22 protein-coding genes are annotated in these 26,557 nt (G+C 51.9%); 6 read left to right on the top strand and 16 right to left on the bottom strand.

From position 1 onward, the window contains the following. The first annotated feature begins 3 nt into the window (after positions 1–3). Entirely contained in the window at positions 4–1,611 is a 1,608-nt protein-coding gene (locus IFT98_RS04920) for a phytoene desaturase family protein (protein ID WP_192047604.1), read from the top strand. Between the two features lie 252 nt (positions 1,612–1,863). Continuing rightward, positions 1,864–2,481: a flavin reductase family protein gene (locus IFT98_RS04915; RefSeq protein WP_192047603.1), complete on the top strand. Its 618-nt coding sequence runs from the start codon at positions 1,864–1,866 to the stop codon at positions 2,479–2,481. 22 nt (positions 2,482–2,503) lie between these two features. Here IFT98_RS04915 and IFT98_RS04910 read toward each other — a convergent pair whose 3' ends face one another. The 10 genes from IFT98_RS04910 to IFT98_RS04865 form a co-directional block, all read right to left on the bottom strand. Next, the gene (locus IFT98_RS04910; RefSeq protein ID WP_192047602.1) at positions 2,504–2,947 is read right to left on the bottom strand and encodes a MarR family winged helix-turn-helix transcriptional regulator; all 444 of its coding nucleotides are present in this window, start codon (positions 2,945–2,947) and stop codon (positions 2,504–2,506) included. A gap of 80 nt (positions 2,948–3,027) precedes the next feature. Then, positions 3,028–3,786 carry a maleate cis-trans isomerase family protein gene (locus IFT98_RS04905; RefSeq protein WP_274603751.1) on the bottom strand — a complete coding sequence of 253 codons (759 nt, stop codon included), beginning with the start codon at positions 3,784–3,786 and terminating at the stop codon, positions 3,028–3,030. After that, the gene (locus tag IFT98_RS04900; protein ID WP_192047601.1) at positions 3,783–4,808 is read right to left on the bottom strand and encodes a carbon-nitrogen hydrolase family protein; all 1,026 of its coding nucleotides are present in this window, start codon (positions 4,806–4,808) and stop codon (positions 3,783–3,785) included. The genes IFT98_RS04905 and IFT98_RS04900 overlap by 4 nt, the downstream gene beginning before the upstream one ends. A gap of 23 nt (positions 4,809–4,831) precedes the next feature. Continuing rightward, positions 4,832–5,776 (bottom strand): fumarylacetoacetate hydrolase family protein, encoded by a 945-nt coding sequence (locus IFT98_RS04895; protein ID WP_192047600.1) that lies wholly within the window; start codon positions 5,774–5,776, stop codon positions 4,832–4,834. A 36-nt stretch (positions 5,777–5,812) separates the two neighbouring features. Continuing rightward, the gene (locus IFT98_RS04890; RefSeq protein ID WP_192047599.1) at positions 5,813–6,937 is read right to left on the bottom strand and encodes a cupin domain-containing protein; all 1,125 of its coding nucleotides are present in this window, start codon (positions 6,935–6,937) and stop codon (positions 5,813–5,815) included. Between the two features lie 34 nt (positions 6,938–6,971). Next, a complete protein-coding gene (locus IFT98_RS04885; RefSeq protein WP_192047598.1) occupies positions 6,972–9,293 on the bottom strand; it encodes a bifunctional salicylyl-CoA 5-hydroxylase/oxidoreductase in 2,322 nt (773 codons plus the stop codon). Between the two features lie 14 nt (positions 9,294–9,307). Continuing rightward, a complete protein-coding gene (locus IFT98_RS04880; RefSeq protein WP_192047597.1) occupies positions 9,308–9,736 on the bottom strand; it encodes an acyl-CoA thioesterase in 429 nt (142 codons plus the stop codon). A gap of 5 nt (positions 9,737–9,741) precedes the next feature. Then, complete coding sequence (locus IFT98_RS04875) at positions 9,742–11,259, bottom strand: indolepyruvate oxidoreductase subunit beta family protein (RefSeq protein WP_192047596.1); 1,518 nt, start codon at positions 11,257–11,259, stop codon at positions 9,742–9,744. Between the two features lie 51 nt (positions 11,260–11,310). Further along, positions 11,311–12,630 (bottom strand): MFS transporter, encoded by a 1,320-nt coding sequence (locus tag IFT98_RS04870; protein ID WP_192047595.1) that lies wholly within the window; start codon positions 12,628–12,630, stop codon positions 11,311–11,313. Next, positions 12,627–14,915, bottom strand: a complete 2,289-nt coding sequence (locus IFT98_RS04865; protein WP_192047594.1) for a thiamine pyrophosphate-dependent enzyme — start codon at positions 14,913–14,915, stop codon at positions 12,627–12,629. The genes IFT98_RS04870 and IFT98_RS04865 overlap by 4 nt, the downstream gene beginning before the upstream one ends. A gap of 597 nt (positions 14,916–15,512) precedes the next feature. Here IFT98_RS04865 and IFT98_RS04860 point away from each other — a divergent pair. Both IFT98_RS04860 and IFT98_RS04855 read left to right on the top strand, forming a co-directional pair. Then, on the top strand, positions 15,513–16,541 hold the full coding sequence (locus tag IFT98_RS04860; protein ID WP_197976574.1) for an AraC-like ligand-binding domain-containing protein: 1,029 nt from the start codon (positions 15,513–15,515) through the stop codon (positions 16,539–16,541). A 20-nt stretch (positions 16,542–16,561) separates the two neighbouring features. After that, entirely contained in the window at positions 16,562–17,053 is a 492-nt protein-coding gene (locus IFT98_RS04855) for a VOC family protein (protein WP_192047593.1), read from the top strand. A gap of 382 nt (positions 17,054–17,435) precedes the next feature. Here the strand turns inward: IFT98_RS04855 and IFT98_RS04850 are convergent, their stop codons facing one another. The 3 genes from IFT98_RS04850 to IFT98_RS04840 form a co-directional block, all read right to left on the bottom strand. Beyond that, entirely contained in the window at positions 17,436–17,738 is a 303-nt protein-coding gene (locus tag IFT98_RS04850; RefSeq protein ID WP_192047592.1) for a monooxygenase, read from the bottom strand. A gap of 58 nt (positions 17,739–17,796) precedes the next feature. Further along, positions 17,797–18,222: an organic hydroperoxide resistance protein gene (locus tag IFT98_RS04845; RefSeq protein WP_192047591.1), complete on the bottom strand. Its 426-nt coding sequence runs from the start codon at positions 18,220–18,222 to the stop codon at positions 17,797–17,799. Positions 18,223–18,386: 164 nt separating this feature from the next. Beyond that, the gene (locus IFT98_RS04840) at positions 18,387–19,076 is read right to left on the bottom strand and encodes a DsbA family protein (protein ID WP_197976573.1); all 690 of its coding nucleotides are present in this window, start codon (positions 19,074–19,076) and stop codon (positions 18,387–18,389) included. A 235-nt stretch (positions 19,077–19,311) separates the two neighbouring features. On the opposite strand from IFT98_RS04840, the gene IFT98_RS04835 reads away from it, so the two are divergent. Beyond that, the gene (locus IFT98_RS04835; RefSeq protein WP_197976572.1) at positions 19,312–20,250 is read left to right on the top strand and encodes a LysR family transcriptional regulator; all 939 of its coding nucleotides are present in this window, start codon (positions 19,312–19,314) and stop codon (positions 20,248–20,250) included. A gap of 821 nt (positions 20,251–21,071) precedes the next feature. On the opposite strand, the gene IFT98_RS04830 is transcribed toward IFT98_RS04835, so the two are convergent. From IFT98_RS04830 to IFT98_RS04820, 3 genes are all read right to left on the bottom strand, one after another. Continuing rightward, positions 21,072–22,355 carry an ABC transporter substrate-binding protein gene (locus IFT98_RS04830; protein WP_192047590.1) on the bottom strand — a complete coding sequence of 428 codons (1,284 nt, stop codon included), beginning with the start codon at positions 22,353–22,355 and terminating at the stop codon, positions 21,072–21,074. Positions 22,356–22,461: 106 nt separating this feature from the next. After that, positions 22,462–23,730, bottom strand: a complete 1,269-nt coding sequence (locus IFT98_RS04825; protein ID WP_192047589.1) for a DUF1479 domain-containing protein — start codon at positions 23,728–23,730, stop codon at positions 22,462–22,464. 156 nt (positions 23,731–23,886) lie between these two features. Beyond that, entirely contained in the window at positions 23,887–24,759 is an 873-nt protein-coding gene (locus tag IFT98_RS04820) for a helix-turn-helix domain-containing protein (RefSeq protein ID WP_192047588.1), read from the bottom strand. 167 nt (positions 24,760–24,926) lie between these two features. Between IFT98_RS04820 and IFT98_RS04815 the strand changes: the two genes are divergently transcribed. Next, positions 24,927–26,210 (top strand): sugar MFS transporter, encoded by a 1,284-nt coding sequence (locus tag IFT98_RS04815; RefSeq protein ID WP_192047587.1) that lies wholly within the window; start codon positions 24,927–24,929, stop codon positions 26,208–26,210. The last annotated feature ends 347 nt before the right edge of the window (positions 26,211–26,557 follow it).

Here is a 26,557-nt window from a genome sequence, read left to right as displayed (position 1 = left end):
GAGATGACCGTTCCAAACAGCTCCCAGATCCTCTTTGTGGGAAGCGGAATCAACTCCATGATAGGAGCTGCTCTGCTTGCCGTCCGTGGAAAGCAAGTGACGGTGCTGGAGCGCAATGACCGTTTAGGTGGTTGCATACGGACTGAAGAACTGTTCCCTGGCTTCACTCACGAAGTCCTCTCCTCGTGGCACTCTCTGCTCGCCGGCAGCCCAGCCTACGCAGAGTTAGAGCCCGAGCTCCGTAAGCGCGGGGTCGAGCTACTGTCCAGCAAATACTCAACTGGATGGGTTCATCCAAATGGCGAAGGGATCGCGCTGACGCGAGACTTGGACGACGCATGTGCGCGCTTGGAAAAGGTCGCTCCGGGTGATGGAATGGCGTTCAAAAAAACCGTATCTCAAGTCATGGGGGATGATGCCGGCCTTATCTTTACACTACTTGGTAAAGATCCGTATGGATTAAGCATGCTCCGCCCTCTCTTCCAAGCGTGGCGTAAACGTGGCGTGGATGGATTGTTGACCTTTGCTACCGAGTCTTTAGAAAATTTTCGTCGTTGGTCTGAACGCACGTTCACCTCCAATGAAGTACGTACCCTAATCGCACCTTGGACGCTGCACTCCGGGTTAGGCCCTGACGATGCTTGTTCCGCTCTCATCGGTAAGCTGACGTTCGCTTCGGTGGTTACTGCAGGAATGCCTGTGATCAAAGGTGGTGGCAGCCGTTTGGTTGACGCCTTGGCAAGTATCATCGAAGACAAGGGTGGTGCCGTACGAACCGATAGCGATGTGGTACAGGTGAACACCGAAGGTCAAGGTGCAAAAGAACGCGCAACCGGCGTCATGCTTTCCGACGGGTCGAGGTTCCTAGCCTCAGAGGCTGTAGTTTGCAATGTGACCCCCGAAATGCTGTATGGCAAGCTCATCCAATACAGTCCTAAAGCTGTACGCGATCATGCCAATGGGTACCGCTATGGGCGTGGTTGCATGCAGATCCATTTCGCGCTGAGCGCAAAGCCTGGTTGGCTTACCGAGGAGCTGGGCGAAGTACCTCTAGTACACTTGACGGAAAGCATGGAACAGACCTGCCTGTCCGTTACTGAGGCAAACAATGGAATGCTTCCATCGAAACCCACGTTGGGTATTGGGCAGCCTGTAGTGGTTGATAAATCGCGTGCACCAGATGGTTCGTGGATTCTATGGATTCAAATGCAAGAGCTGCCCACTACTCTTAAAGGTGATGCTGCTGGCGAAATTGCTACACCCAAAGATGGCAAGTGGAACGAACAAGTGAGAGAGGCCTTCGCCGACCGCGCGCAGAAGCGTCTTGAGCAAGTAATGCCCGGGCTCTCTTCAATCATCGTAGGCAGGAAGACCTACTCCCCTGCTGACCTTGAAAGACTTAACTGCAACCTTGTTGGTGGTGACCCTTACTCAGGCATCTGTTCGCCCGATCAGTTCTTCTGGCTGCGTCCGTTTGCTGCAACCCATGGCGCAAGGAGCAACAGAACTACGATCAAAAATGTCTATCACATCGGAGCTACTACGCATCCTGGGCCTGGATTAGGAGCAGGCTCAGGCATTCTTGTGGCTGACAAGCTTTCACGTCGCTGAATACCTCCTATTTGAAATCAGGGAGGGGGCGCGAGCCATCTCCTCGACTGCTAATGGTTCAGTAACATTTTCTCGCTGCAGAAAAGCTCTTCTATGTCTCCAGTCACCGTGAGCATCAAGACAGGCCCTGTAAGTTGATAAGCACGTGGTATCGTGCTTTCACCATCCACTTTCTGCATGAATTTCCTCTCCACTCGTGCGCGGCCTCTCTGCCTGCGCTAAGTTTACGCTTCACTCCAGTGAGAGAAAAACATGGCCTCCTCTACCTATAGCTATTCAGTCGCCGATGGACATGGCCTTCCTCATGATCCGCTACCGGCTATCCTCGGCCCTCGGCCGATTGGTTGGATCTCGACAGTCAATCAGCATGGCCGCGCAAACCTCGCGCCTTATAGCTTTTTTAATATCATCAATTACCGCCCACCAATCCTGATATTCTCCAGCGTCGGAAAAAAAGATAGCGTACGCAATGCGCAGGATACAGGCCATTTCGTTTACAACCTGGCCACCCGCCCGCTGGCCGAGTTGGTAAACGACAGTAGCACTGAAATCCCAGGTATTGATGAGTTCGAAGCGACCGGCTTGACCCCAGTGCCTTCGATCCATGTGGCATCGCCCCGTGTGGCTGAAAGTCCCGTTTCGCTGGAATGTGAGGTTATCTCTGTTCAGCAGCTTAGCGGTCTGAACGGTAGGTTACTGGACACTTGGATGGTAATGGGAGAGGTCGTGGGGGTTCACATCAATTCGGCATTTCTGAAGGATGGGGTTTACGATACTGCGTCTGCTCGCCCTATCCTGCGAGGTGGGGGGCCTACAGACTACTTTGAGATTTTAAAGTCTGGCCTCTTTCATATGACCAGGCCTAAGTGAAACGCCCTTGCAAAAGGGCGTTTTACATCTTCGGCTGATGACGCGCAATCAGCTCATGCAGAACTTCTTTCAGCGCGGAAATTTTCTCATCCTCGAAAGAAGCTAAGATTTCAACCTCGTGCTTTTCAGCCAGCTCAATCAATCCGGCCACAAGGCGCCGCCCCGCGCGTGTTACTCGTACCAGGGTAAAACGGCGATCATCGAGGCTGGTTGACCGATCGACATAGCCTTGCGCCTCAAGACGCAGCAGCAGTCGAGTTACGGTGGGCTGTTTGCTCACCGTCACCTGCGCCAGAGCGGAAATGGACATAGCCCCATGGCTGGCTAAGGTAGATAGCACACGCCATTCGAGTACAGAGAGCCCGTGCTCCTCCACGACGGCATGAAATTGCGTAGAAACCAGATGCCATGCCTGACCGAGGAGCGCGGGAAGGTAGTTATCGACGAAATCCTTGGTTTTGGTCATGCAAAAGATGGCCTGTAGCACAAAGTGATTCCGTTGATTCTAGCGTTTACGAATGAGCGAGGAAAACCCTGTTCGCGACATCAGTACCGCCCTGACAACAGCGAACCGAAACCAGGCACCGTCGTATCAAGGCTCAATTGCTTGAGCATCATGTAGGTGGTAGCCACAGATGACGACAGCACTGGCAAGCCCACCCGATCCTCGATCGCCTGGATCGATTGAAGCGACGGCATTTGCACGCAGGCCGACGCCACGATAGCGTCCACACCCGTTGTTTTAAGCTTCTTGGTGATCTCGATTGGCGCTCGCGAGTCCTGACGACCCACCTCCAGATTGTCTGGGATTTCCAGCGAGATGCTATCGACGACCTCGATACCCTCGCTTTCGATGTATTCAATCACAAGACGTGTCAGAGGCTTCATGTATGGAGCCAGCAACGAGATCTTCTTGGCACCGATAGCATGCAACCCATCCACCAAAGCCCCCGCACTTGTCACGACAGGCGCGGGCCCACCGTTTTCGACCGTTCGCTGATGGAGCCGACTTTCGGAAACACGATGGTAACCGTTGCCCATGCTCATGATGGCCACCAAGCATGCATACCCGAGAACATCTACGCGGGCGTCGGAAAGCTCTAGCGCGCAACGGTCGCTGTCACCATCCATCGCTGCCAACTCCTCTTTGGTTACATTCTTCATTCGCATTCGACTGGAGTGGAACGTAAACCGCTCAGAAGCCAGAGTCTCACGTACTCTGAGAATGGCCGGGATTTCCGTCTCCATGGTTGTATTCGAGGATGGGACGATCTGGCCAATGCGATAAATCCGGCTATCACTCATGAGGCATTCTCCTGGATTTGTTCGGATGCACCATTCGACGTACTGAAGACTTCGGCGGGTTCATCATCAAAGCGCACAGCCTGCTGAGGACTGCGATTCACTTTCAGATCGAAGATATCGAAGCGGTTGTAATGCCCTGCGATGTCGTGCATCTGTCGGGGTTGAATACAACGAGACAAATCAATATCGGCATAGACGATGCCCTCTTCGTCGATTAATGGTTCGCCGATAACACGCCCATCAGGGCCAAGAAAACCAGAGAACGCGCTGTTCTTGCGCGTTAGTAGCTCTCTAGCCCGAGGAAAGTCTTTCTCTAGGGCTTCGATGATCTCTTCAGAGACGGTCGAACATGATACCGCCGTGAACAACTTGCCCTCGAAGCAATGGGCTGCAGCGCGAACCTTGATAGCGTCGGCCATATCGTAGTCTGATGGAGCTACCGGTAGAGAAATGTAGCTTGCGACATGGATTAATTCTCCCTGGGCGATCAATGAAAAGCGCGCCAAGGTGTTGGTGTTTTCACCACAAGCGAGAGATCCCAGCGGGCCGACACTTGTTTCGTGAACTCGTAAGGCGGAAGCATCACCCGGAGCCCAGGTCAGCTTCTCCGCCCAAGTCGGCACCAGTTTGCGATGACGACCCAAAATCTTACCATCCTCACTGATGGTCACCAGGGTGTTGTACAGCGTGCCTATGCCATTACGGTTGCGCTCGTTCACGCCAATGACCACGTTAATCTTGTGGCGCGCCGCAGCTTGAGCAATCTTGTTGATTTCCGGGCCAGGAATTTCGATGGCCGAACGTACAAGTCGCTCAAACCAAGAGCTACCTTCGATTGGGTTACCGATCCAGCTCCAGTAGGGATATCCGGAGATGAACACCTCAGGAAAAGCAACAAGCTTAGCGCCGTTTCCTGCTGCTTCTTGGATCAGCGAAATGGTTTTCTCCACCGTCGCATCGGTATTCAAGAAGACGGGGGAAGTCTGAACAGCCGCCGCTTTAAAGCGAGGTAATTCGAGCATGAAATAGTTCCTTTTAGAGAGTCTTATGCCTGCTGCTTACCCAAACGAGGCTCGTCACCCACTGCTACTATTGGGTTCCTGAGCTCACCGATCTTCTCGACGTAGGCTTCAACAACGTCACCAGGCCACAACCACTCTTGAGGCGTACGACCAGCCCCAACGCCTGCTGGGGTGCCGCTGGCGATGATGTCGCCTGGCTCCAGCGTGATGCCGGCGCTGATGTCAGCAATGAGGGTGGGGATGTTGAACAGCAAATGACGGGTATTGGACTCCTGTTTGATGACGCCATTGACCTTAAGGCTGAGATTCAGATTATGTGGATCTGGGAGCTCGTCAGCAGTGACGATGATTGGCCCGAAGGGAGCATAGGTATCTTGGCCTTTGGAGTAAATCCACTGCCCAGCACGACGGTTATCGCGTGCACTGATGTCGTTGATGACGCTATAGCCGAACACGTAACTCAACGCTTCGGATCCACTCACACCTTTAGCGCGCTGCCCAATGATCACCGCCAGCTCAACTTCCCAGTCCATCTGGCGAGTAATTGTTTCATTGTGCTCAATGGCATCGCCAGGGCCGATCACAGTGGTTGGTGGTTTTGAGAAAATAACTGGCTGCTTCGGAAGATCTTTGGATGTGTCCAAAGTGCGGCTTGACTCTTCTACATGCTCAACATAGTTCAGTCCGATACCAAAAATGTTTTTGCGAGGGCGCGGGATCGGCGCCAACATCTTCACATTGCTCGCTGGAACAGCGACGCCTAAAGGCCATTTGCCTTCAAAGCTCTTCAGTAAAGCGGTGGTAGCTGTGACTGCCTGCGGGCCCAGGTCGATGAAGTCAAGCATGTTGTCAGGAATGACGTTGCCCGAGTGTTTACCCAGAGCATTGAGATCGACGACAAGGCCGTCAACCATGGCCCCAAGGCGGGCAGCAGCGTTGACATTGCTACGGAAAGTTACCAAGCGCATAAGAACTCCAAATTCTTGTTTATTGTTTGCAGGGGTTTATTGGGCAGCGATGGGCTGATGACCATCGTTATCCGCAAGGGCCTCTTCGCGATAGAGCCCAAGTTTTTCCATTACGGGCAGGTCGCTGAAGCAGAACAGGCAGGTGTCATCGGTGCTTTCGTTGACGTGCTCATGCCATGCCCAGGAAGGAACACAGAAGATGTCTCGTTCTTGCCAGTCGAGGCGTTTACCGTTGATGATGGAGTAGCCCTTACCTTTGGCTACCTGATACAAAAAGCTGCCGGTATGCCGGTGTGCCTTACCAACAAAGCCTGGGCGAAGAAGCTGCATGCTCGCGCCGATGGTGGACAAAACATGCCCGCCACTAACGGGGTTGGTGTAGTGCATAAGCGCACCGTCAAAAGGGTTGTCTTCTTTGGCCGCCGCATAGCGGCGAAGCGCTTCGTAGGTAGGCTCCCACTGGTACTTAAACAGCGGGGAATAAGGCTTGTTCCAGCCAATGTCTTGGGGGCGAAGGCCAGCGGCGCCCCACAAACTCACAGAGTCATCGACAGGAAAACCCACCGCTTGCTGCAGATCAGGATGCACAGCGTAAAAGCCCGCTTCGAGGGCATTGACCAGCGGGATATCCAAGCCATCCTGCCAAATGCACGGCAGGCCATCAGACTCTACGCCGTGCTCATGCCAGGTACCATTTGGCGTCAGAACGAAGTCGTTCGCCCCGAGCGTCATTTTGTGTCCATCAACAATGGTGTATGCACCACGACCTTCCATGATGAAGCGCAGCGCAGAAGATGAGTGTGCGTGGGCAGAGGCCAGCTCGCCGGGGTGCATCACTTGCAGACCCGAGTACAACCAGCCTACCGCTGCTGAAACTTCCGTGCGCCCCGGATTATTCAAGTAAATAACGCGTCGGCCAGCTTTTTCTGGCGTGACCAGATCCACGGAACGTAGAACAACCTCCCGCAAATCCTTGTATCGCCATACAACCGGTACCGAATCGGATTTGGGCTGCCACGGCTCGATCTTGTTGGCGACAGTCCAGAGCGCGCCCACTTGCAGGTCATTAAGTTGGCGGTAGTAGGCAAGTAGCTCCGGCGTATCTTCAACGTCGGCGCGCCCAAGCTTGCTCTCGCGGTATTGATCATAGGACTTAGTCATCGTCTACTCCTCAGGACATCAATGTCTTTCAGGTCTACTTACGGGTATTGAAGCTGCGCTCGAGGGCATCCTTTCCCCAAAGATAGGCTGGGGGCCACTGGTCTGAATTCCATCCCAATCTAGCTACTTCACGAAGGAGCCAGGTCGGCTCCGCAAGGTACGGCCTGGAAATAGCGCACAAATCAGCACGACCGGAAGCGATGATCCCATTCACCTGGTCTGCATCGCTGATGGCACCTACGGCGATGGTCGGGATACCCGCCTCATTCCGCACCCTATCTGCGAATGGTGTCTGGAACATGCGCCCGTAGACTGGACGTTGATTAGCAACAACTTCACCGCTTGATACATCAATGACGTCCACACCCACTGCCTTTAAAGCGCGTGCGATATCGACGGCTTCATCAACCGTGGTACCACCTTCTGCCCAGTCGGTTGCAGAAATGCGAACTGAAAGCGGAAGATGCGCAGGCCAGGTGTTGCGAACAGCTGCGACAACCTCGAGCGGAAAGCGCATGCGATTCTCAAGCGAGCCTCCGTATTCGTCGGTACGTAGGTTGGTAAGAGGCGAAATGAAATTGGAAAGAAGGAAGCCATGCCCGGCCTGAATCTCTAACCAATCAAAACCGGCGCGCGTAGCGCGTTCCGCTGCCTGAGCAAAGGCCACTCGAATCTCGGCAAGATCAGCCTGAGTAGCAGCCTTGGGTGTCTGAGTGACGCTTTCGATATAAGGTATCGCGCTAGGAGCAATGAGAGGCCAGTTACCGTCTTTGAGAGGCTGATCAGGCTTTTCCCATCCTTTTTGGGTCGACCCTCGGCGCCCGCTGTGGCTGAGTTGAATGCCTACTTTGGACTGACTGCTATCATGCACGAAAGCTGTGATCCGTTTCCACGCGGCAACTTGGTCTTCATTCCACAACCCGGTGTCGCCCGTGCTCACCCGACCATTGGGGCTTATAGCGGTCGACTCGGCCATAACTAAGCCAGCGCCGCCAAGGGCCCGACTGCCAAGGTGCACCAGATGGAAATCACCGGCAACGCCTTCGGTAGCGCTATACAGCATGGTAGGCGAAACTACGACGCGATTTACCAACGTCAAATCGCGGATGGTGAAAGGCGTCAAAATAGGAGGACATGGCTTAACACCCTGCCCCACGTCGATACCGACGCGTTCTGCCAGCCAGGCTTCATAACCTCCTAGCCATTTCGAATCTCGCAATCGCAGGTTTTCATGCGAAATACGTTGTGAACGCGTCAGTAAGGAATAGGCGAACTGCTGAGGTTGCAACCCTTCATAGCGCGCCACGTTCTCGAACCACTCAGTGGAATTGCGAGCCGCGTTCTGGATCTTCAGAACTTCAATGCCACGCACCTCTTCGTAGTGGGCAAGGCGTTCACACAACTCACCGGGCTCCTTGAGGGTGTTACAAAGCTCAATCGCATCTTCAAGAGCAAGCTTAGTGCCGGAGCCAATGGAAAAGTGAGCGGTATGGGCTGCATCCCCCATAAGGACAACCGGAACGTCTTGGCCGTCCTGACCATATGGCTGAGTCCACTGAACCCAGCGGCTGCACATCACACGCGGGAAACGAATCCAAATCGCGGAACCACGCAGATGAGCTGCGTTAGAGATCAGCGGCTCACCCTGCAGCCACGGTGCGAAAATCTTCTCACAGTATGCGATACCTTCTTCCTGTGACATCTGGTCAATGCCAGCCGCCTGCCAAGCCTCGTCGGTTGTCTCGACAATGAATGTGCTGAGGCCATCTTCGAACTGGTAAGCATGGGCTTGGAACCATCCGTACTGAGTCTCAACGAAGATGAATGTAAAGGCATCAAAAACTTTGCGTGTACCTAACCATACAAAACGGCAGTTCCGTTGATCAATATCAGGCTTGAACGTATCCTTGTAACGGGTGCGGGTTGGGCTATTAAGGCCGTCCGATGCGATCACCAGATCTGCCCCATATTTGCGGGCGATTTCTTGGTCGTCCTCTACGAACGTCTCGAACACCAATTCGACACCTACCTCCTCGCAACGCGCTTGGAGGATATTCAGGAGTTTTTTACGACCGATCCCGATGAACCCGTGACCTCCGCTACGCACCATTTCATTTTTGAAATGTATATCGATGTCGTCCCAACGGTTAAACGCGCTAGAAATGGTCTTGGCCGAGACAGGATCTGCTTCCCGAAGATTTTCCAAAGTAGCGTCAGAGAAAACTACCCCCCAACCAAAAGTGTCATAGGGGCGATTGCGCTCAATAATGACGACATGATTGTTAGGATCTTGCAGCTTCATTAGCAGACCGAAATACAGGCCAGCTGGCCCACCGCCAATACATACGATTTTCACGATGCGATCCTCTTTTATTCTTGAATAGGTGATGAAACCAACGCCTGGCGTATCACGTCAGGAACTTCAATGGCTTTGTGGGTTACCAGCGAGGTAGTAACCAGAACCTGAGTGACACTGACGCGAACCTCACCATCAGGAGAAACGCATTGAAGTAGCAACGTGATGGACTTAGAACCCAGACGCAAAACCTCCAGAGTCAGGACGACTTGATCACCCATTTTACTAACGGATTTGAAGTCTGCTTCAATTCGAACCGAGGGCATTCCGAATTTTAGTTTACCAATATAACCAGCGAACCCGACTCCAGGAAGCAAGTCATCAACCCATGCTTCTAAGAGGTTATTGAACATGACGAAGTACTGGGGATAGAAAACGATACCAGCCGGATCACATTCAGCAAAACGAATCTTGTGCGACTTTTCAAACTTATTCGAAGCCATATAATTTATCCTTCAACAGTAAGCGCATGCTGCATGAGAGATTCTTTTAATTTCAATCCGTGTTCATCAGCGAGCGCTGCGTTTCTAAGCTCACGCAGCGTTGGTGCGCTAAGGACATTTTTGTGGCGATCTACAACTGCCATTAACACTTCGAAATTTTTGAGTCCACGACTGTGTGTATCGCTGTATCCCTTTACCAGGCGTTGGCATTGGACGACTTCCAACGCCACTACTGGATCAATCGCGGCGAGGTTTCTGACACGCTCTAGCCACGCTTCGATGCGGGCATCTTCCAACTCGTAGCGAAGAGTCGATCGTCGCCAGCGACGCCATTTGGCCAGTCCATGCAGCAGCAAGAATCCGCTCAAGGCACTCGTCTTCACAGTGCGGCCACTTTGAGTCATCCGTCCAACCAGACGGTTCACTATGTGCGGCTTCGCCAGCCAGCGTCCAAAACCTGCAGGTAGCGTTTCGCAGATCTCATCCAGCCTAGGGTGCATGTACTCCTGAATGTGCAGAACCTGGTCGGCCTTGCTGCGAACCTCTCCACGCACTCGGTCGAAACGGGTGCCACGGCTTTTCAAATCCGCAACACGGATCGTGTCTTCAAATGACATCCAAAGAGCTAGATGGCGAGCCAGTTCGCGAAGCATCCCGCGATCGGTACCGCCTGGTGCCTGAGCGATTCGTTCGAGGCGATCCATGTAGAGCGCGGCATAGGCTGGATCTTGGTAGTCGATTAGGCGCTTCACGCCTTCATAGGCGACCTCTGACACGTCTTCGGGCATAAGGCACACACGATCAATGATCGTGACCACATCCCGATGGAGACTGTCCGGCCTAGCCTGCTGCCAATTAGGAGCGACTTTGGTCGCAGTTGCGGCTTGGTCACTCGCACCCTCTCGTACCAAAGTAAAGCCGAGATCAAAAGCTTTGAGGCTTGGTTTGACACCTACCCCACCTAGTTCGATAGTTTCCTCAAATTGCTTACGGTTGAATGGCAGTACACCTGCACCGCTCAATGCTCCGAACAAAACCGCAGAGATAACGCTGCCCGTTTTCTCTGCCGCCTTTTCCATGTCGAAGCAAATGAACTCTCGAGCGGCACTCCGGGCCTGATCCAGAAGAGCAGGACTTGAAACACGACCATCCCCCATGGCAGATTTTTCAGCGATGGAGTAAACCCGGTGAGTGGATGTGATCAAGGTTGTACGGTCGGTAGTCACAAACCCCCTTTGTACAGCGCGACCTGCCTCCATCAGCTCTGACGCTAGAACGATATCGACGTCACCAGGGAGCGGAGCTTGCGCCAGTACAGGTACACGGCGACTTTCCACGTTCGCACCTGGAAAAAGCTCTACATAGTAGATAGTCGCCCCCGTCCGTTGAGCAACGCCAGGCACTGAAGTGGTTTGAGCGAAGTAGCCATTATGCTCGCCCAAATTAACGATCCAGTCGGCTAATACACCGCCCCCCTCACCACCCATGGCAAGAATGGCAATTTTGATTGGCTCATCAGTCATCGCGATTATCCCAGCAGTGTTTATTTTCTTTTATCAAACAAGATTGAATTGTCACTTGTGATTACCCGACCGTTGGGGAAGAAAAGCCACAGCAACGGCTGCTAACGCCGCAATCACAGCGAAAGTGATGAAGTTCCACTGAACATCCAGTCCACTTCCAGCCACATAACCACCCAATATCGGGCCGGACATGGCGCCCAATCGGGAAAAACTCAGCCCCCAACCGGTTGCAGCTGCACGGACATTAGATGGGTAGTAACTGGCAAGATGGCCAGTTAGGATCAAAGAGGCTGAGATGGTTCCAACTCCTGCTACAGCAACCAACGCATAGTTGATAAACATCGAGTGCTGCCACATAAGCGCGAAGATCGCTAAAGCACCCAGCAGATAAAAAACCGTCACCATGATTCGCACACCAAAACGATCCGCTGCTTTACCCAAGAACATTCCACCAATTGCAGAAGCGAGACTGAAAACAATTAGCAGACTTAGACTTGAGCCAAGGTCATAACCGTTGCGACGCATGATCGATGGCAGCCAAGTGTTGAGTGCATAGATCAAAAGAAGCCCGCAGAACAACGCCAACCAGAAACAAACGGTCGCTCTGAGATGACGCGCAGAGAAAACCTCAGCAAGTACCTGTCGCCATCCAGCACCGAGGTTTGAGCTTCGCTCCTGTCGCTGAGGCATCGAAACGCCAAGCTTTTTTGCCAGTTGCTCAGCTTGTTCCTGACGCCCGCGACTAACCAGGTTTTCAAGGGACTCTGGAAGCGCACGGGCCATTGGCAAGATCGCAATCAATGGAATGAGACCGAGCCCAACAACAGTTCTCCAACCGTGATCCTGTATCAGCCACATCGCCACAGATGCCGCTGTAAGTATGCCGATCGAGTATCCCGAGTACATGATTCCGTAGTTTAGGCTGCGTCGGTGCTGGGCCGAGTACTCGATAGTCAACGCTGCAGCTACAGGAATGACGCCACCTAAGCCCAACCCACCAATGAACCGGAAAGCGCCGAACCACTCTGGAGTCGGCGCCCAAGCCGCTCCGCCCATCGTGAGCGAGAAGAGCGTCACGCACATCAGCAGCATGCGTTTACGTCCGACCAGCTCGCTAAGCGTACCAATCAAGAAGGCACCAAAGAACATTCCAAGTAGCGCGTAGCTACTTAAAGCCCCCAACTCTAGCGGAGTCAGGTTCCAGGCCTTTTCTTCAGCCATAGACGGAAGAATGGCCCCCATGACGCCTACGTCGTAGCCTTCAAAAAGGATGGCGAGCCAGCACACGAATAGTACCCTTGCGGTTACCTTGGCTGGCGGATCTGCAGTCGTCGCGACGACTTCACCGCCTTTCGCGGCTGCGGTATTCATAGCGCATACCTCGCTCGACGTTTGGCTTCCCCGCGCTGAAACCAACCGATGATACCGCTAGTGATTTTCTGACCTAAACGATCCATCAAGGTAGGGTTGCTGACGATCTGAGCCCGATAGAACGATGGGCACAGCACAGCCGCATGAGCTACCTCCCCGCAGGTGCCACAACCCACACAGCTGTCCATGACCATTGCCACTGGATCTTGACGGAGCGGATCCGGGTTATCCCGGATAGAAAGTGAAGGACAACCAGACAAACGAATGCAGGAATGGTCGCCGGTACAAGTATCTGGATCGATACCGAAGCGTTCCCTGACTACACGCTTACCTTCACTCAACGCCTTACGAGTGATTTTTTTCTCGCGGCGCTGGAGGTTAAGCATGCACTCGCTTTGGGCAATGAGGACTTTTGGCCCAGGTTCAGTAGTCGTCAGCGCCTCACGAAGCGTTGCGGTCATCGCTTTAAGGTCATAGGTACGCTTGATAGTGCGCACCCACTTCACCCCGACCCCTCTAACCGCCTGCTCGATCTCATGACCCGTGCTACGGGTCGGATTATCCGCACGCGAGGAAAGCACATCCTGACCTCCGGTTGCCGAGCTGTAGTTGTTGTCGACGATAATGGTGAGGTTGTCACTCTTATTGAATACCGAGTTGGCGATTCCGCTAGTAAGACCGTTGTGCCAGAAACCGCCATCGCCCATCACCGCAATGGCGCGCTTCTTCGCAACAGCACTGCCAGGCGCTACCGTGAATGCAGCCGCAGCGGCGCCGCCCAAACCGTAACCCATGGTGGTATTGCCCAGGTTGAACGGGGGGAGAATTGAGAACAGGTGGCAGCCAATGTCAGCGCTATAGTGGTGAGGGCCAAGCTCGCGCTCGATCAGCTTGACTGCTGTGAAGATCGGACGTTCTGGACATCCTGTGCACAGCCCTGGGGGTCGGGCATGCACGGTCTCTTCCAGGGTAAGCAAATCTGCCTTTGCCGGGACGAAGGAACCAGTCATATCAGTGATAGCCAACTCCGCCAAAGGTATCCGCTCGCCTTTCCACTCGTCATTGGCAACGCTTTGCCCTTTCTCCTCCGCTCCAGTCAAAGGATCGAAGCGGATTGGCGCAGGCTGCTTCTTTACGATCTGAGCAGGGTCTTTAAGGAAACCAACGCTTGTCAGAAAGCTACGCAGCCCTTTGAGCACCGTCGCAGTGTTGTAGTCCCCAGCCAATGGCAAGACGTTTTTGCCATGGATCTCGGTATGAAGGCCACGCTGATGGAAGATCGCTGCGATGTTCTGTTCAACGAAATTGGGTTGCCCTTCCTCTACTACTAACACGGCCCGCTTATGCTGCGCGAATCGCTGCAGTTCATCGTCTACCAAAGGGTACGCAACGTTCATTACGTACAAAGGAATCTTGGAGTCGCCATAGGCATTCGCCAGCCCTAACTTCTGGAGGCTCCGTATAACGGTGTTATAGAGTCCGCCCTGCAAAGCGATACCAATATCTGCCGCGCCATCCGAGAAGAACTCGTTCAATTGCCTTTGTTTGATGAATTCAATAGCCGCAGGCCAACGCTTTTCGATCTTCTCCCGCTCATGCAGAAAGCTCGCCGGAGGTAGGACGATACGACTCAAGTCGCGAGTGGGATTTTCAAGTGCATCCTTTACAGTAAAGGCCGGTGGACGATTGTCAGAGGTAACAAACTGACCATGCAAGTGGCATGACCGAATGCGCATTTGCAGCATTACAGGAGTATTGCTCGCCTCTGAGAGTTCAAAACCATCCTTGACAGACTGAACGATGCTAGGGAGATTTGGACGGGGATCTAATAGCCACATCTGTGACTTCATCGCAAATGCATGGCTACGCTCCTGCATGATCGAAGAGCCTTCGCCGTAATCTTCCCCAACAATAATTAACGCACCGCCCGTTACCCCACCTGAGGCGAGGTTCGCTAACGCGTCCGAAGCAACGTTGGTACCGACTGTAGCTTTGAACGTAATGGCACCACGTAGCGGGTAGTTGACCGATGCAGCGAGGGATGCTGCAGCGGTAGCCTCACTCGCACTGTTTTCGAAGCGGATACCATACTCTGCTAGGATATCCTGGGCATCTGAGAGTACGTCCATCAGATGAGAAATTGGAGAACCTTGGTAGCCACCAACGTAAGCGACTCCCGACTCTAATAGAGCCTTGGTAACTGCAAGGATGCCTTCGCCACTGAACACCTCACCAGCACCCATCCTCAGCGTTTTCACTTCTTCGACAAACGATCTTTCGGCCATCGTGCTTCCTCTCAGGTTCACCCTGTCAAGCGCGTTCTTATTAGCCGTTACTTTTCTCCCCGGAAGGGCACCTAGTCAATCCATGATTTATCATGCGTTTTCACAAAAAGCATGGAGAGGATAGTTGCTGCACAGGATCGAAAAAACAACAGCAAGGTGCCCAAAAATAGCGCAGAGCGTGTGAATTCGGTGCACTGAATCTCCAGTAGATAGCTAATTTTCCTGAAACGGAATCCGGGCGGCGGCGATGCCTGCACGGGCATAAGGTGATATCACAGGATACTGAAAACCTAGGCATGGCCTATCATATGCTGAACCGCGCGGGATTTTTTCCTCCTAATGCGCGCTATACCAGGCACCTTTTTTGAATCAAAGCTGCAGGCTAGAGAGGCTCTACTCGAATGGCTCCTGAGTGAGCAACTGCAGAGGCGATATACGGTAGATTGATTTTTTCATGACCTCATGAGACTAATGGCCTACTAAGTGCATGATCAATCATACAACGCCGTCTAATTTCGAAGCGTCGGTGCTAGGGTGATCAGGGCTTCGAATAACAAAAAAAGCTGGATACCAGCCACCTCCGAGGAGGGCCTTACCGTGCAGAGTTATTTTTCTCCCCCGACTAAATCTGGCAGGAGCCTGCTACCTTTGGGCTCTGTAGAGCAGCTCCTGAGCACGCCTGATAAATTGCTATTCGCCTCTTCAAGCCTGGAAGAGGCTAGGTCGATGGTCAGCCGGGTCATGAAGCCGCATCGGATTATCCAGATGGACAGATCGGAGAAACTAGATGCGAAAATGCATCACCTTGCGCTAGGTGAGATTTCTATCAGTCGCCTGAGGTACGGCGCGAAAGTGGAGATCGACTGCGACCCCCTAGACGGATGCTTCCTTATTCAGATGCCGATGGGCGGCACGGCGAATATCACCGTTGGCAATCATGGACTCGTCGACGGTGGAGAGGTCGCAACTGTCCTGAGCCCATCGGACGCGGCCCATATGCAATGGAGCCATGACATGGATCAGCTGATCATGAAGGTTTCCCGAAACCTTCTAGAACGCACCCTGGTCGGCCACTTAGGGCACTCGTTACACGAACCATTGAGGTTCGAACATGCGTTCGCTTGGCGAAGCAGTCCTGCCTGGCGTCACCTACTTTCATATCTGATGGAGTGCGCAGTTCAAGCCCCTGACTTGGCACAGCATAAATTCGTGCTCCCACAGATCGAGCAGTTGACAACCTCGATCCTTCTGGCCACTCATCAGCACAATTACAGTAAAGCCGCTCCCGAACGCCGCCATAGCATCTTGCCTCGCCACGTGCGACGAGTGCAGGACTTCATTACCGCCCACGCGCACGAGCAAATTTCGCCCGAGCAGTTGGCTATGATCGCAGGCGTGAGCCTGCGCAGCCTTTATTCAGGCTTTAAGGAGTTTCTGGGCATCAGTCCCATGCAGTACCTGCGCAATCTTCGTATGGAAAGCGTGCGTGAGGAACTGGTGAGCGGGGAAGCAAATAACGTTGCGGGCGTAGCCCTACGCTGGGGCTTCGCCCACCTAGGGCGTTTCAGTACCGAATACAAACAAAGGTATGGAGAAACGCCCCGACAAACCCTCAGGCGAGCCTGAGCTTTCAAGGAGTAAATCATTTGATAACAAGATCTTTCACCGCCCCTCATTTTGGATTAACTGTTCCTGACTTGGCAGCAGCGATTGCATGGTACGTTGAAACCTTGGACTTTCGGCTTCTCGCAGGGCCGCTGTCCGTTAGGGAAGACGACCAGCCACTCGGCCCAGCAGCGGCGCAGATCTATGGTCACGGTTTTGGAGCCTTTCACTTCGCCCACTTGGCAACGAGTGACAACGTCGGCCTTGAACTTTTCCATTTTGAAAAGACCGAGACCGATCCTGGAACCGAACATTTTACCTATTGGCGCAAAGGCTATAACCACCTGGGATTAACCACGCCGGACATACACCAAGCCGTGGAACGCCTTGAAGCTGCAGGCGGTAAAGCAAGAACGGAGATACTCACGATCAATCCAGTGAAAAACTACAAGATCGTATACGGCGAGGATCCGTGGGGAAATACCATCGAGTTTTGCTCTCATCCGTACGTCGAGATGTGGGAAAGCGTCTGATTTAAATCTCGCCAGCAATGTAAGCGGATGCTTAGTACACAAGGATGTGGCAGGGCAGGTATAAGAAAGGTATCAGTTTGGCAATGAAACAGGCGGCACAGAACTTATTTACATAAAATCTGTTAGATCGACATATAATAAAATGCTTAGTTTTTTATAACATTTACACGAGATCTTTTTCGCACAGAAAACCTGAACACGGACTGACCAGCTCCATAGATCAGACCCAATTAAGAAATTGGTGGCCGGCTTTACTAAGTAGCGGAAAACAAGGTTCTGATGCATCGAGGAGAATAAGAAGATATATGATCATCGACTTCCAATAGTCCTCAGTAGCAGAAAAAGATTGGCCGATAGACAGCCTGAGCCTATAGAGTGTCGATCATATTGGCCCATGATCTAGCTCAGTCAGTCCCTGGTGTACTGCGAAGACTTTTCCCTTTATATCTGAAATTCCAAAACCTTGTAATCGCGAAGAGTGCATCTCCAAATAAGCTATCGCACTGGGCTCATCGCTGAACAAATAAATCCCGCCAGCCTCCTGCTGTTGCTCGTTCACTGTCCAGACTTTCCAGATTAATCCGGGCTCCTTAGCTATGGATCTTGCGATACCCTCCATTAATACATACATATCTTCACCCCATGGGCCATTATAAGGAAAATCGACTTGAAGTATGTATGACATCATTCCTCCTACTACACGAAAACTGCACGAAAAGGGCAGCCTAGCCGCCCTCAGTGCTTTAGATCAAGGTCAGTTTGACATTGATATTCCCACTGGTAGCATTCGAGTAAGGGCAAACAATATGCGCCTTCTCAACTAACTCCTGAGCCATACTTTCATCCAGTTCGGGTAGCGAAATTTTTAGCTCAACCTCGATACCAAAACCGGTAGGAATTGGGCCGATACCTACAAAACCGTCGATGCGGGTGTGTGCCGACAACTTGATTTTTTGTTGACTTGCAACAAAGTTCAAAGCGCCAAGGAAGCACGCGGAATAACCCGCAGCAAAAAGCTGTTCAGGATTGCTACCGGATGCGCCATTTCCTCCTAGCTCACGGGGCATTGTGAGTGCAACATCAAGCACACGGTCGTCAGTATGGGCTCGGCCTTCACGACCACCCGTAGCTTGGGCATGCGCAACGTAGAGTATTTCTTCAACAGGCATAAATCGCTCCAGTTTTATACAAAAAAATTAAATTAACCGCCCTTGTTTTCTTGGGCACAAAAAGACAACTCAGCAGACTGCGGAAAAGCTAATTAACTCGATAAAGTTTATAAGCGTCTAGCCGCTGATAATTTTATGACCCATAAACCCACCAATCTGATAGACTAACTCTTCAGTTGTCGTGAAACTGACTGTAAGTAGCGTTGTTTTCTGATCGTTTTAATCAATACTGTAGGGAATGAACGAACGCCCCAGTGCCGACACCGGCTGAATGCCTTATTTACACGATTCCTGGCTTCAGTAGCCTCGTAATTACGCAAGAAGTTTCCATAATCCAAAGCTATTTCAGCACACGGCCCCTCATAGAAACCAGTGCAAGTTGCGTCATGACCGTCTACATAAAGTGTTTTTTGTACGGCAGAGAAAAACCTCAATACGATTTGTTCACTACCATCTTGTCCGAGCAGTAGATCTTGAACTGTCGCCACTGCTCTACAAAACGGTTCTGTATCGTAATAAAAGTCTTCCGCGTCAAGTAAAGAATAACCGAACGGTTGACCGGTCACCTTTGAAACGTGCTGCCACTCATTACGAATAAGTTTTTTGAATCCAGCATCCCACGGATCTCCGCCGCCTGCTCGCAAGCCTCCCATCGTTATTGAAAACTGGACTCCTATGAGTGCACAGAATTCCGCAGCCCCATGTACAGCCGGAGGAATTCCCCAGCACCATGAACACATAGGATCACCCACATATCGCACTGTTAATTTTCTGTGTCCAGAACCTTGGTACTGCTCTTCAGGCTCGGCTCTCACAATGCTGCATGCACCCATATCTGCATCACAATTCATCATGACTTAACTTCCGGAGACGATTCTTTACACGAATGTTTGCGGTTCTGATACGACCCAGCACTGACCAACGCAAAAGTTTAGCCTAAGAGCTCGAAACAGGCATAGTCCAGGCTCAAATTCTTCATGTGGCTAATCGTAAGCTGGCCAAAAAAGCAAGCATACTTTAACTGATTGAGGCTCGTAGAGATATATGCTAAAAGCATGATTCTTTGTTCAACATTCAGGAACAGTAGGTTTGGACAAATTATCGGCAATGACCACGTTCGCTACCGTGGTGGAAGCAGGCAGCTTTACTAAAGCAGCGCAATCACTTGGGCTACCCAAAGCAAGGGTGTCGCAACGGGTCTCAGATTTGGAGCACTTGCTCGGAGTCAGGCTGCTCCATAGAACCACTCGTTCCTTGAACCTTACAGAGGATGGAAAGGCTTATTTTCCTCGATGTCTGGCGGTTTTGCAGGAAATTGATGACTTTGAAAGCGCTCTCAACAGCAGCGCTTCAAATCCGCGCGGGCGCGTCAGAATCGAGGCGCTGGTTTCAGTCGCACGCTGGGTAATATCTCCACACCTGCATGAATTCAAAACGATGTATCCCGATCTTTCCGTAAGCCTTAGCAGCAACGACAGGATTAGTCATCTATTGGATGAAGGAATTGATGTGGCGATTCGGGGCGGGCACTTGGACGATTCAAGCCAGATCGCCCGGTACATATGCGATGTTCAGTTTGGCCTTTACGCCTCAGCCCTATACTTCGATCACCATGATAATTTAAAGCATCCGCATGCTCTGCATTCTCATCAATTGATTTCTTGGTTCGGCGGCCAGCAAAATCCATTCTCCTGGAACCTTTTCTCGCCGTCGGAGCAATATGAAGTCACTACCAGGGATGGACTGCACTTCGATGACCCAGAAGTTGCCATTGCCTCATGTATGGCAGGTGGAGGTATCTGCCCAGGCTCACCTTTCGCAGTCGAGCATTGGGTGAGATCAGGGCTACTGATTCCTGTCCTTCCAAACTGGAGCTTCGCGCCCAAGCCTATTCACCTCCTCTATCCCACCAACAAGCATCTAGCACCGCGCGTCCGCTGTTTTGTTGACTGGATGCTTGAACTGGCGAAGAGAAGTCACACGATTCGTATGACCCCACGTGAACTCGCGGACAGCTTGTCACAATAACGGATTTGAGTAGCTTTCACTCGCTATTGGAAAAATCGGAGAACAAAGCCACGATTGAGCCAAGGTATCGAACATTAATGAAATCTTATCCTGCGGTGATCCTGGTGCATTGCAATCCAAGCGCCTTAATGTGAAATCGACCATTACTGTATCAACTCTTAGGAAACCAACCAGTAGTTTAGCCCCACTCGCGTTTAAGCCCCTTCGTTTTGGCGTAGATGCCGCTTGGCGGCAAGACTCCTGCAGTTAAAGCTCATTAGCTGTGGATCCACTAAATGGACGGAAACAAACAGTGGGGTTGCTCAGTCTTTGTCTAAGAAACAGATATTGCAGTCTTTTAGTTGATGGTTCGAATGCTGCCTACGTGGATAGCGTCATCGTCTGCATTTGATAGCGTTTAGACGCCTGGCCATTTAGTTCTTCCATCAGTACGCGGCAGGTTTCCAATGCGATTAAGGCAGCAAGGCGCATAGGCAGATGATGCCGGCTGCCAGCCCCCCGATTATTAGCAAATACCGTTCAAGCCTGACAGATAGAATGGTGCCAATGCTCTGCGCTACTACCGTAATGGCGCGCTCAATCCGCTAGGCGAGCACCTGATTGATACCGATGCTGATCTCTCAAATATCGTAAGGTGAATGGTTTTTCGCCCCTTGATGCTGTTCATCTTACGACTGACCAATCGGGTTATGAAGTTCAGACAAGCCGCCCACCTGGAGGAAGCGCGGGCACTGGCGAAAATTAACACGGCAAGCGTGGTTTTTTACGCTGTCTCCTTCAAGATCTGCCGGGCTACTGCAGGTCTAGAATTACGCTGAGCGCTATTGGGAGGCCGCTTTCATCGCAGTGAACAGCTGTCTACCTGCCTTGCTCGGCTCGGCGCTCTTGTCGCTCAAGAAATTGCTGACAACATCGAAAACAGCTCCTTGCACTGCCTGCGAGGTTGACATGTTGAACGCCATGCTCGGCTCGAGTGTGCCAGCCTTCTCCGCTTCGGCAAAATCTCTGGCTGAAGCCTGTGCACAACTATCGAACTGACTCATGTCCAGGCCCTTGATCACTGGGATTGAGCCTTTGTTCTGATTGAAAACGTACTGGAACGTAGGCTCCATAGCAACTTTAGCTAGGTAGTCGCGTGCCGCATTGTTACCGTCCGTATCGTTCTTATTGGACAACTTGAACATTGCCAGAGAATCGATGGTGTAGGTGTAAATACCTTGCGATCCTGGGAACGGTACGCATTGGTAATCGGTATCAGCCAGCTTGCCGGCCGCAATCCACTCACTTTTGGCCCAGTCCCCCATGATTTGCATGCCGGCATTGCCATTGATGACTTTCCCGGCTTCCAGGTTCCAGTCTTGACCAGCACCGTCGGGATCCATATATGTTTGAAGCTTACGAAGCGCCGTGAATACATCCTTCATTTTAGAGCTCGTCAGCGTCTGCTCGTCAATTTCTACAAAGGCTTTTTGAAAGCCATCGGCTCCTATAATGCTCAGCACGAGATCTTCAAATACAGTGGTGTCTTGCCAGGGTTGGCCACCGTGTGCAATCGCAATGAAGCCTGCCGCCTTGAGCTTGTCGCCCGCAGCATAGAGTTCCTCGAGGGTTGCCGGCGCCTTGTCCACGCCGGATTTTTTTAACACTTCAGGATTTATCCATAGCCAATTGATCCGATGTATGTTTACCGGTACCGCTACGTAGTTACCATCATATTTCATGATATCGGCGATCGCTTTTGGTAGGAGATTATCCCAGTCGTTCGCTTTGGCGACGTTGTCGATACTGGCTAACAGACCCAAGTTGCCCCATTCTTGAATATCCGGCCCCTTGATCTGCGCTGCGGACGGCGGATTGCCGGAAATTGTGCGTGTTTTCAGCACGGTCATAGCCGCAGCTCCGCCGCCGCCTGCCACGGCACTGTTTTGCCAAGTGAAGCCATCTTTTTCGATAATCTGTTTAAGTACATCTACCGATTTTGCTTCTCCCCCCGATGTCCAATAGTGAACGACTTCAACAGTGCCCTTGCTTTCGGCAGCCTGCACTATGATAGGGATAAGTGTGGCCAAGGAAATGGTTACGGCAAAGCGATTGGTCTTGTTCATCTTTACACCTTTTTTGTTTTTATCAGCGAGGCATGCGAAGCTTGCTGTTACAGCAACGTCTTTGCATTGAGGGTACGCCAGATTCAGCAACAACCATCACAGGCGATCAGCGAATGCCCAATCCGTTGCGACCAAGAGCGTTCAACTGATCTGGTGTGAATCGGTCTTGCCACGCAGTTTCGTAATGTTCTGGCGGAAAATCATCTGGCGATTTTCCCGCCTCAAAGGCTCTTCGTACGTCGTGAGCATATCTAAGATTCTTTGGGCACATGGGTGCTGCTGGTACATACATCACATTACCCCAGCCTTCTTGGTTTTCGACGGGTGCCACACTGTGGATGATGTCGCAGTGCCACCAAACTGAATCACCTGCCTCGACATCGGGGATCGGCGTCATTCCCTGCACCAGTAGCGGATGCCATTTTTGTGAAACTGGCAGTACCTTACCCGGTGCTACACCACACAACTCATCCTCTGGTACGTCTTTCAACAAAGGTCTCAGAAGCATATAAGCCATCGCTTTCGGAATGGGCAAGGTATGCAGCACTCCCTGACTGGCTTTCATGTCAGAGAGGGCTGTCCACCCTTGAAAAGTTCTGAAAGCCGAGCACTTTACCGTGTCTCTGTAAGCGTATTCATCCACTTCAGTGCGGTGCGCTGCGTCCCACGGATCATAGGACTTAAAATCGTTGCTATAGATTTTATCGAAAACCTTAAGGTAAGCCGGATGTAGCCATCGCTCCAAAGCGCCTGAATCAGTGTGAGGCCCCAACCCTTTAGAGGTGGTACCCGGTGGACGGCGGCGCACACGATCGGGGTAGAGAGCGTTAACGTCCGGATTGAACCACTCCTGACCCTGGGAGTGGATTTTCCATAGCCTGTTCAGAAATGATTGAGCTGCGGCCATACGCTCATCTTGGCGAAGTTGCATCTGCGAGTTCGACCAATAAATTGGGAAAATCTCCGGTCGCGAAGCGTCAAGGTTGCCAAAAAACTGATCGACAGGCCCGCGATACACCCGATCAAAATCATTCCTATCTAGATACTCAAGTAGGTTCCTATCCCAAGTCAGGACTTGCTCTCTCTGGAAGTGGTTTTTTATGACCAAGCAGCCGCGACGTTTGATTTGCGCCAATTGCTCCTGTGTCACGTTCCTATTGGCTACGGCGTCGAACTCGAGCAGAGGCAAACCCGACCCGGTCATCGCTTGCTGCTCCTTGATCGATGCGATTTCGGTTGCAATGAACTCGCTGACCTCGGCGAAAAGCGATTCGACATCGCCTATTTGCGCACGCAACGTCTTTTTCATTTTGACGATGCTGTCTTTGTAGTTTTCGGGGAGGTCTACACTTTCGAAAGATCGATACTTGGTCATAGGACACCTGAATTCTTATTTTCCCGCAAGCATCAAACCACCAAAAAGACGATTTCGGCAGTCACGTTCCCGGCGTTGGCTAATATGATTCTGGCGTTTTCTGAGCTTGCAGAACGATCAAGCTAATGACCAGCCTCTGTCGGTCACATGGCGGCATCATTTGAAATGGCGCCCATGCTGGCGCCGGAACTCTGATGGTGTCACGCCTTTTTGTACCTTGAATTGACGATTGAAGAGTGCTTGAGAGGAGTAGCCTACTTGCTCGGCGATCGTTGAAACGGGCAAGTTGCTCTGCATCAATAGCGAGCATGCATGCCCGGTACGTAATCGGACGATGTAATCCAAAGCTGTACACCGAGTGTGCTTTTTGAACATGCGATGAAATGCTGAAACGCTGACACAGGCTACGTCTGCGAGCGTCGGCAGACTAAGGGAGGTCGTGTAGCGAGCGTGAATATGATCGAGGACTCGACGGATCCGGGCATCCTCGATGATTTGACTGGATGAATCCGAAATTGCCGCTACGGAGATTTTCCTGGCATCCGTATCTTGAGACAGCTTGCTCAGGACTACTAACAGCGAAACCAAACGTTGCGAAGCGTCCTGATCCACCATCGATTCAATGATAGGACGAAGCTCACGCGAAGCCGCTTCAGTGAAATGCACCGCTGTCTGTGCAGCACTCAGTAGAGTTCGAATAGCGCCCATTTCTGGGAACAGAGCTACGAGCGACTCGGCCCATGAATCAGAAAACCAAATCACTAAAGCAATATAGGGTTTCGCCGGGTCGTAACGCTCGACTGACGACCAGCTGTGCGGAACATTAGGGCCCATTAGCACCAGGTCGCCATCCTCGTACGGCGCTACATCGTTGCTGATGTAGCGGTGCCCACGACTGTTCAATGTGAGCGTCAACTCATATTCTGGGTGATGGTGCCATTCAAATGGTATCGCGTCGGGTAAACGCCTGTTCAACATCGTCAAGGAGGCATTAGCTTCGGTCGGAACTTGTTCGAAACTGGGTCTCATGAGCGCATGCTGCTTTGCAGGGATATGAACACGCCACAATCGTACCATCGAACGCCATTAGTGGCACTGCCCTACCCATCCAAACCTCGGCATCCTCCTTGATCGCCACGGTCGGAAAAATCGTGGTGCCAACCCTCCTACCAAAAAGACAATAGGGAGTGCCTGTGATGCACGGGACAACTGCTGCGAAAGTACAGACATCGACACCCGCCCATCCCAACGTCCAACGCCTCAGTTTTCTCGTTTTCTCGCTATTCTTCATCTTTGGGAGCATTACCAGCCTGAACGATGTATTGATCCCTAAACTCAAACATCTCTTTAGCCTAAGCTATGCCGAAGCCATGCTTGTTCAGTCGTCATTTTTTCTTGCCTACTTCCTCGCCTCAATTCCAGCAGGCTTGCTGATCGCACGAATAGGTTATATGCAAGCTGCCACGGTTGGTCTACTTACCATGGCCGCAGGTTGCCTACTGTTCATTCCGGCAACTCAAATAGGATTATTTGCAACGTTTCTAGGAGCGTTATTCATTTTGGCGACCGGGGTCACCATCGTGCAGGTGGTTTCCAACCCCTTGATATTACTGCTCGGTTCTTCCAGCTCCGCACACAGCCGGGTAACGTTCGCCCACGCGTTTAACTCTCTAGGAACTACCCTAGCGCCCTACCTAGGCGCAATTTTGATTCTCGGGACGCTCAATGATTTCGATCCTTCAGTATTGAACGGCTCCGCGCTAACTTCTTTCCTCGCTGAAGAAGCTGAGGTTATCAGCAATACTTATGTGGGGATTTCACTCGTGCTATTGGTTGTCGCCGCGATCATTTGGCATCAGCGAAAACAGCTACCAGCGGAAACCAAACCTGAGCCCAGCAATCCGCTGACAGCACTTAAACTTCTCAAACGCCCGCGATTCTCCCTCGGTGCGGCGTGCTTGTTCTTTTATGTTGGCGCCGAGGTCGCTATTGGAAGCTTACTAACCAACTTCTTGATGCAAACTTCAACCTTTGGCTTCGATTCTGAAACAGCAGGCAAATACGTTGCCTATTATTGGGGTGGCGCGATGGTAGGTCGTTTTATTGGTGCGGCCCTCCTTAGAAGGTTTGCCCCGGGAAAACTGCTTACCTACGCTGCGAGTGGAGTGATCATGCTTCTGAGTCTAGCAGCCTCTGCCGAAGGTATATCTGCTGGCTGGGCAATTTTGGCAGTAGGATTATTCAACTCGGTTATGTTTCCTACTATATTCGCAATGGCCTCCGAAGGGCTGGGCGAAAAAGCGGCGCAAGGTTCAGGCCTCATATGCTGCGCTATCGTGGGTGGCGCTATTATTCCGCCCCTCACCGGTTTTGTTGCGGACTTAAACACTCTGTCATTTTCGTTGGTTGTGCCTGCAGCTTGCTACGCGGCTATCGCGTTCTACGGATGGTTTGCACGCAAACCTGAAATTTCCAGTTGACCTGAGCGGGAAATGCAGTGCCGTCACAGAAAAAAATGCTAATAGGGAATTGCGGTGCTCGTTCTTGAAGAGCCCCTAGGTGCAGGTCGTTTGATTTGCGAATGCGATGGAACCTCGATCGAAAGCGCCCCAACGTTCACGATTCGGGGATCTTTCGACCGGCATTCGACGTTTTTCGCATGCTTTCAAAGAGCTGTGTCATGCCGGTAGCCATTCATGCAGCGTATGGATAAGCGAGGTTACCAGTCTGGACATGCGTGGTGTTTGGATGAAACCTCTTCTGCTCCTGCTCAATGTACCTGCGGCGAAATGGCGCACCCTTGTAAAATGTACATCGCGTGTTAAAG

It is taken from the genome of Pseudomonas sp. CFBP 8770 (assembly GCF_014841705.1).
Classification (GTDB): domain Bacteria; phylum Pseudomonadota; class Gammaproteobacteria; order Pseudomonadales; family Pseudomonadaceae; genus Aquipseudomonas.
The sequence above is the reverse complement of the archived record's forward strand: the minus strand, read 5'-3'. Positions and strand labels throughout refer to the sequence as shown.

Excerpts from the sequence above, each read along its gene's own strand:
- IFT98_RS04825 (WP_192047589.1), bottom strand. The coding sequence starts at position 23,730 with ATGACCAAGTATCGATCTTTCGAAAGTGTAGACCTCCCCGAAAACTAC.
- IFT98_RS04895 (WP_192047600.1), bottom strand. The coding sequence starts at position 5,776 with ATGCGCTTGGTAACTTTCCGTAGCAATGTCAACGCTGCTGCCCGCCTT.
- IFT98_RS04875 (WP_192047596.1), bottom strand. The coding sequence starts at position 11,259 with ATGACTGATGAGCCAATCAAAATTGCCATTCTTGCCATGGGTGGTGAG.
- IFT98_RS04845 (WP_192047591.1), bottom strand. The coding sequence starts at position 18,222 with ATGCCTGTTGAAGAAATACTCTACGTTGCGCATGCCCAAGCTACGGGT.
- IFT98_RS04870 (WP_192047595.1), bottom strand. The coding sequence starts at position 12,630 with ATGAATACCGCAGCCGCGAAAGGCGGTGAAGTCGTCGCGACGACTGCA.
- IFT98_RS04820 (WP_192047588.1), bottom strand. The coding sequence starts at position 24,759 with ATGAGACCCAGTTTCGAACAAGTTCCGACCGAAGCTAATGCCTCCTTG.
- IFT98_RS04865 (WP_192047594.1), bottom strand. The coding sequence starts at position 14,915 with ATGGCCGAAAGATCGTTTGTCGAAGAAGTGAAAACGCTGAGGATGGGT.
- IFT98_RS04920 (WP_192047604.1), top strand. The coding sequence starts at position 4 with ATGACCGTTCCAAACAGCTCCCAGATCCTCTTTGTGGGAAGCGGAATC.
- IFT98_RS04840 (WP_197976573.1), bottom strand. The coding sequence starts at position 19,076 with ATGATGAATTGTGATGCAGATATGGGTGCATGCAGCATTGTGAGAGCC.
- IFT98_RS04910 (WP_192047602.1), bottom strand. The coding sequence starts at position 2,947 with ATGACCAAAACCAAGGATTTCGTCGATAACTACCTTCCCGCGCTCCTC.
- IFT98_RS04915 (WP_192047603.1), top strand. The coding sequence starts at position 1,864 with ATGGCCTCCTCTACCTATAGCTATTCAGTCGCCGATGGACATGGCCTT.
- IFT98_RS04880 (WP_192047597.1), bottom strand. The coding sequence starts at position 9,736 with ATGGCTTCGAATAAGTTTGAAAAGTCGCACAAGATTCGTTTTGCTGAA.
- IFT98_RS04905 (WP_274603751.1), bottom strand. The coding sequence starts at position 3,786 with ATGAGTGATAGCCGGATTTATCGCATTGGCCAGATCGTCCCATCCTCG.
- IFT98_RS04815 (WP_192047587.1), top strand. The coding sequence starts at position 24,927 with ATGCACGGGACAACTGCTGCGAAAGTACAGACATCGACACCCGCCCAT.
- IFT98_RS04890 (WP_192047599.1), bottom strand. The coding sequence starts at position 6,937 with ATGACTAAGTCCTATGATCAATACCGCGAGAGCAAGCTTGGGCGCGCC.
- IFT98_RS04850 (WP_192047592.1), bottom strand. The coding sequence starts at position 17,738 with ATGTCATACATACTTCAAGTCGATTTTCCTTATAATGGCCCATGGGGT.
- IFT98_RS04900 (WP_192047601.1), bottom strand. The coding sequence starts at position 4,808 with ATGCTCGAATTACCTCGCTTTAAAGCGGCGGCTGTTCAGACTTCCCCC.
- IFT98_RS04830 (WP_192047590.1), bottom strand. The coding sequence starts at position 22,355 with ATGAACAAGACCAATCGCTTTGCCGTAACCATTTCCTTGGCCACACTT.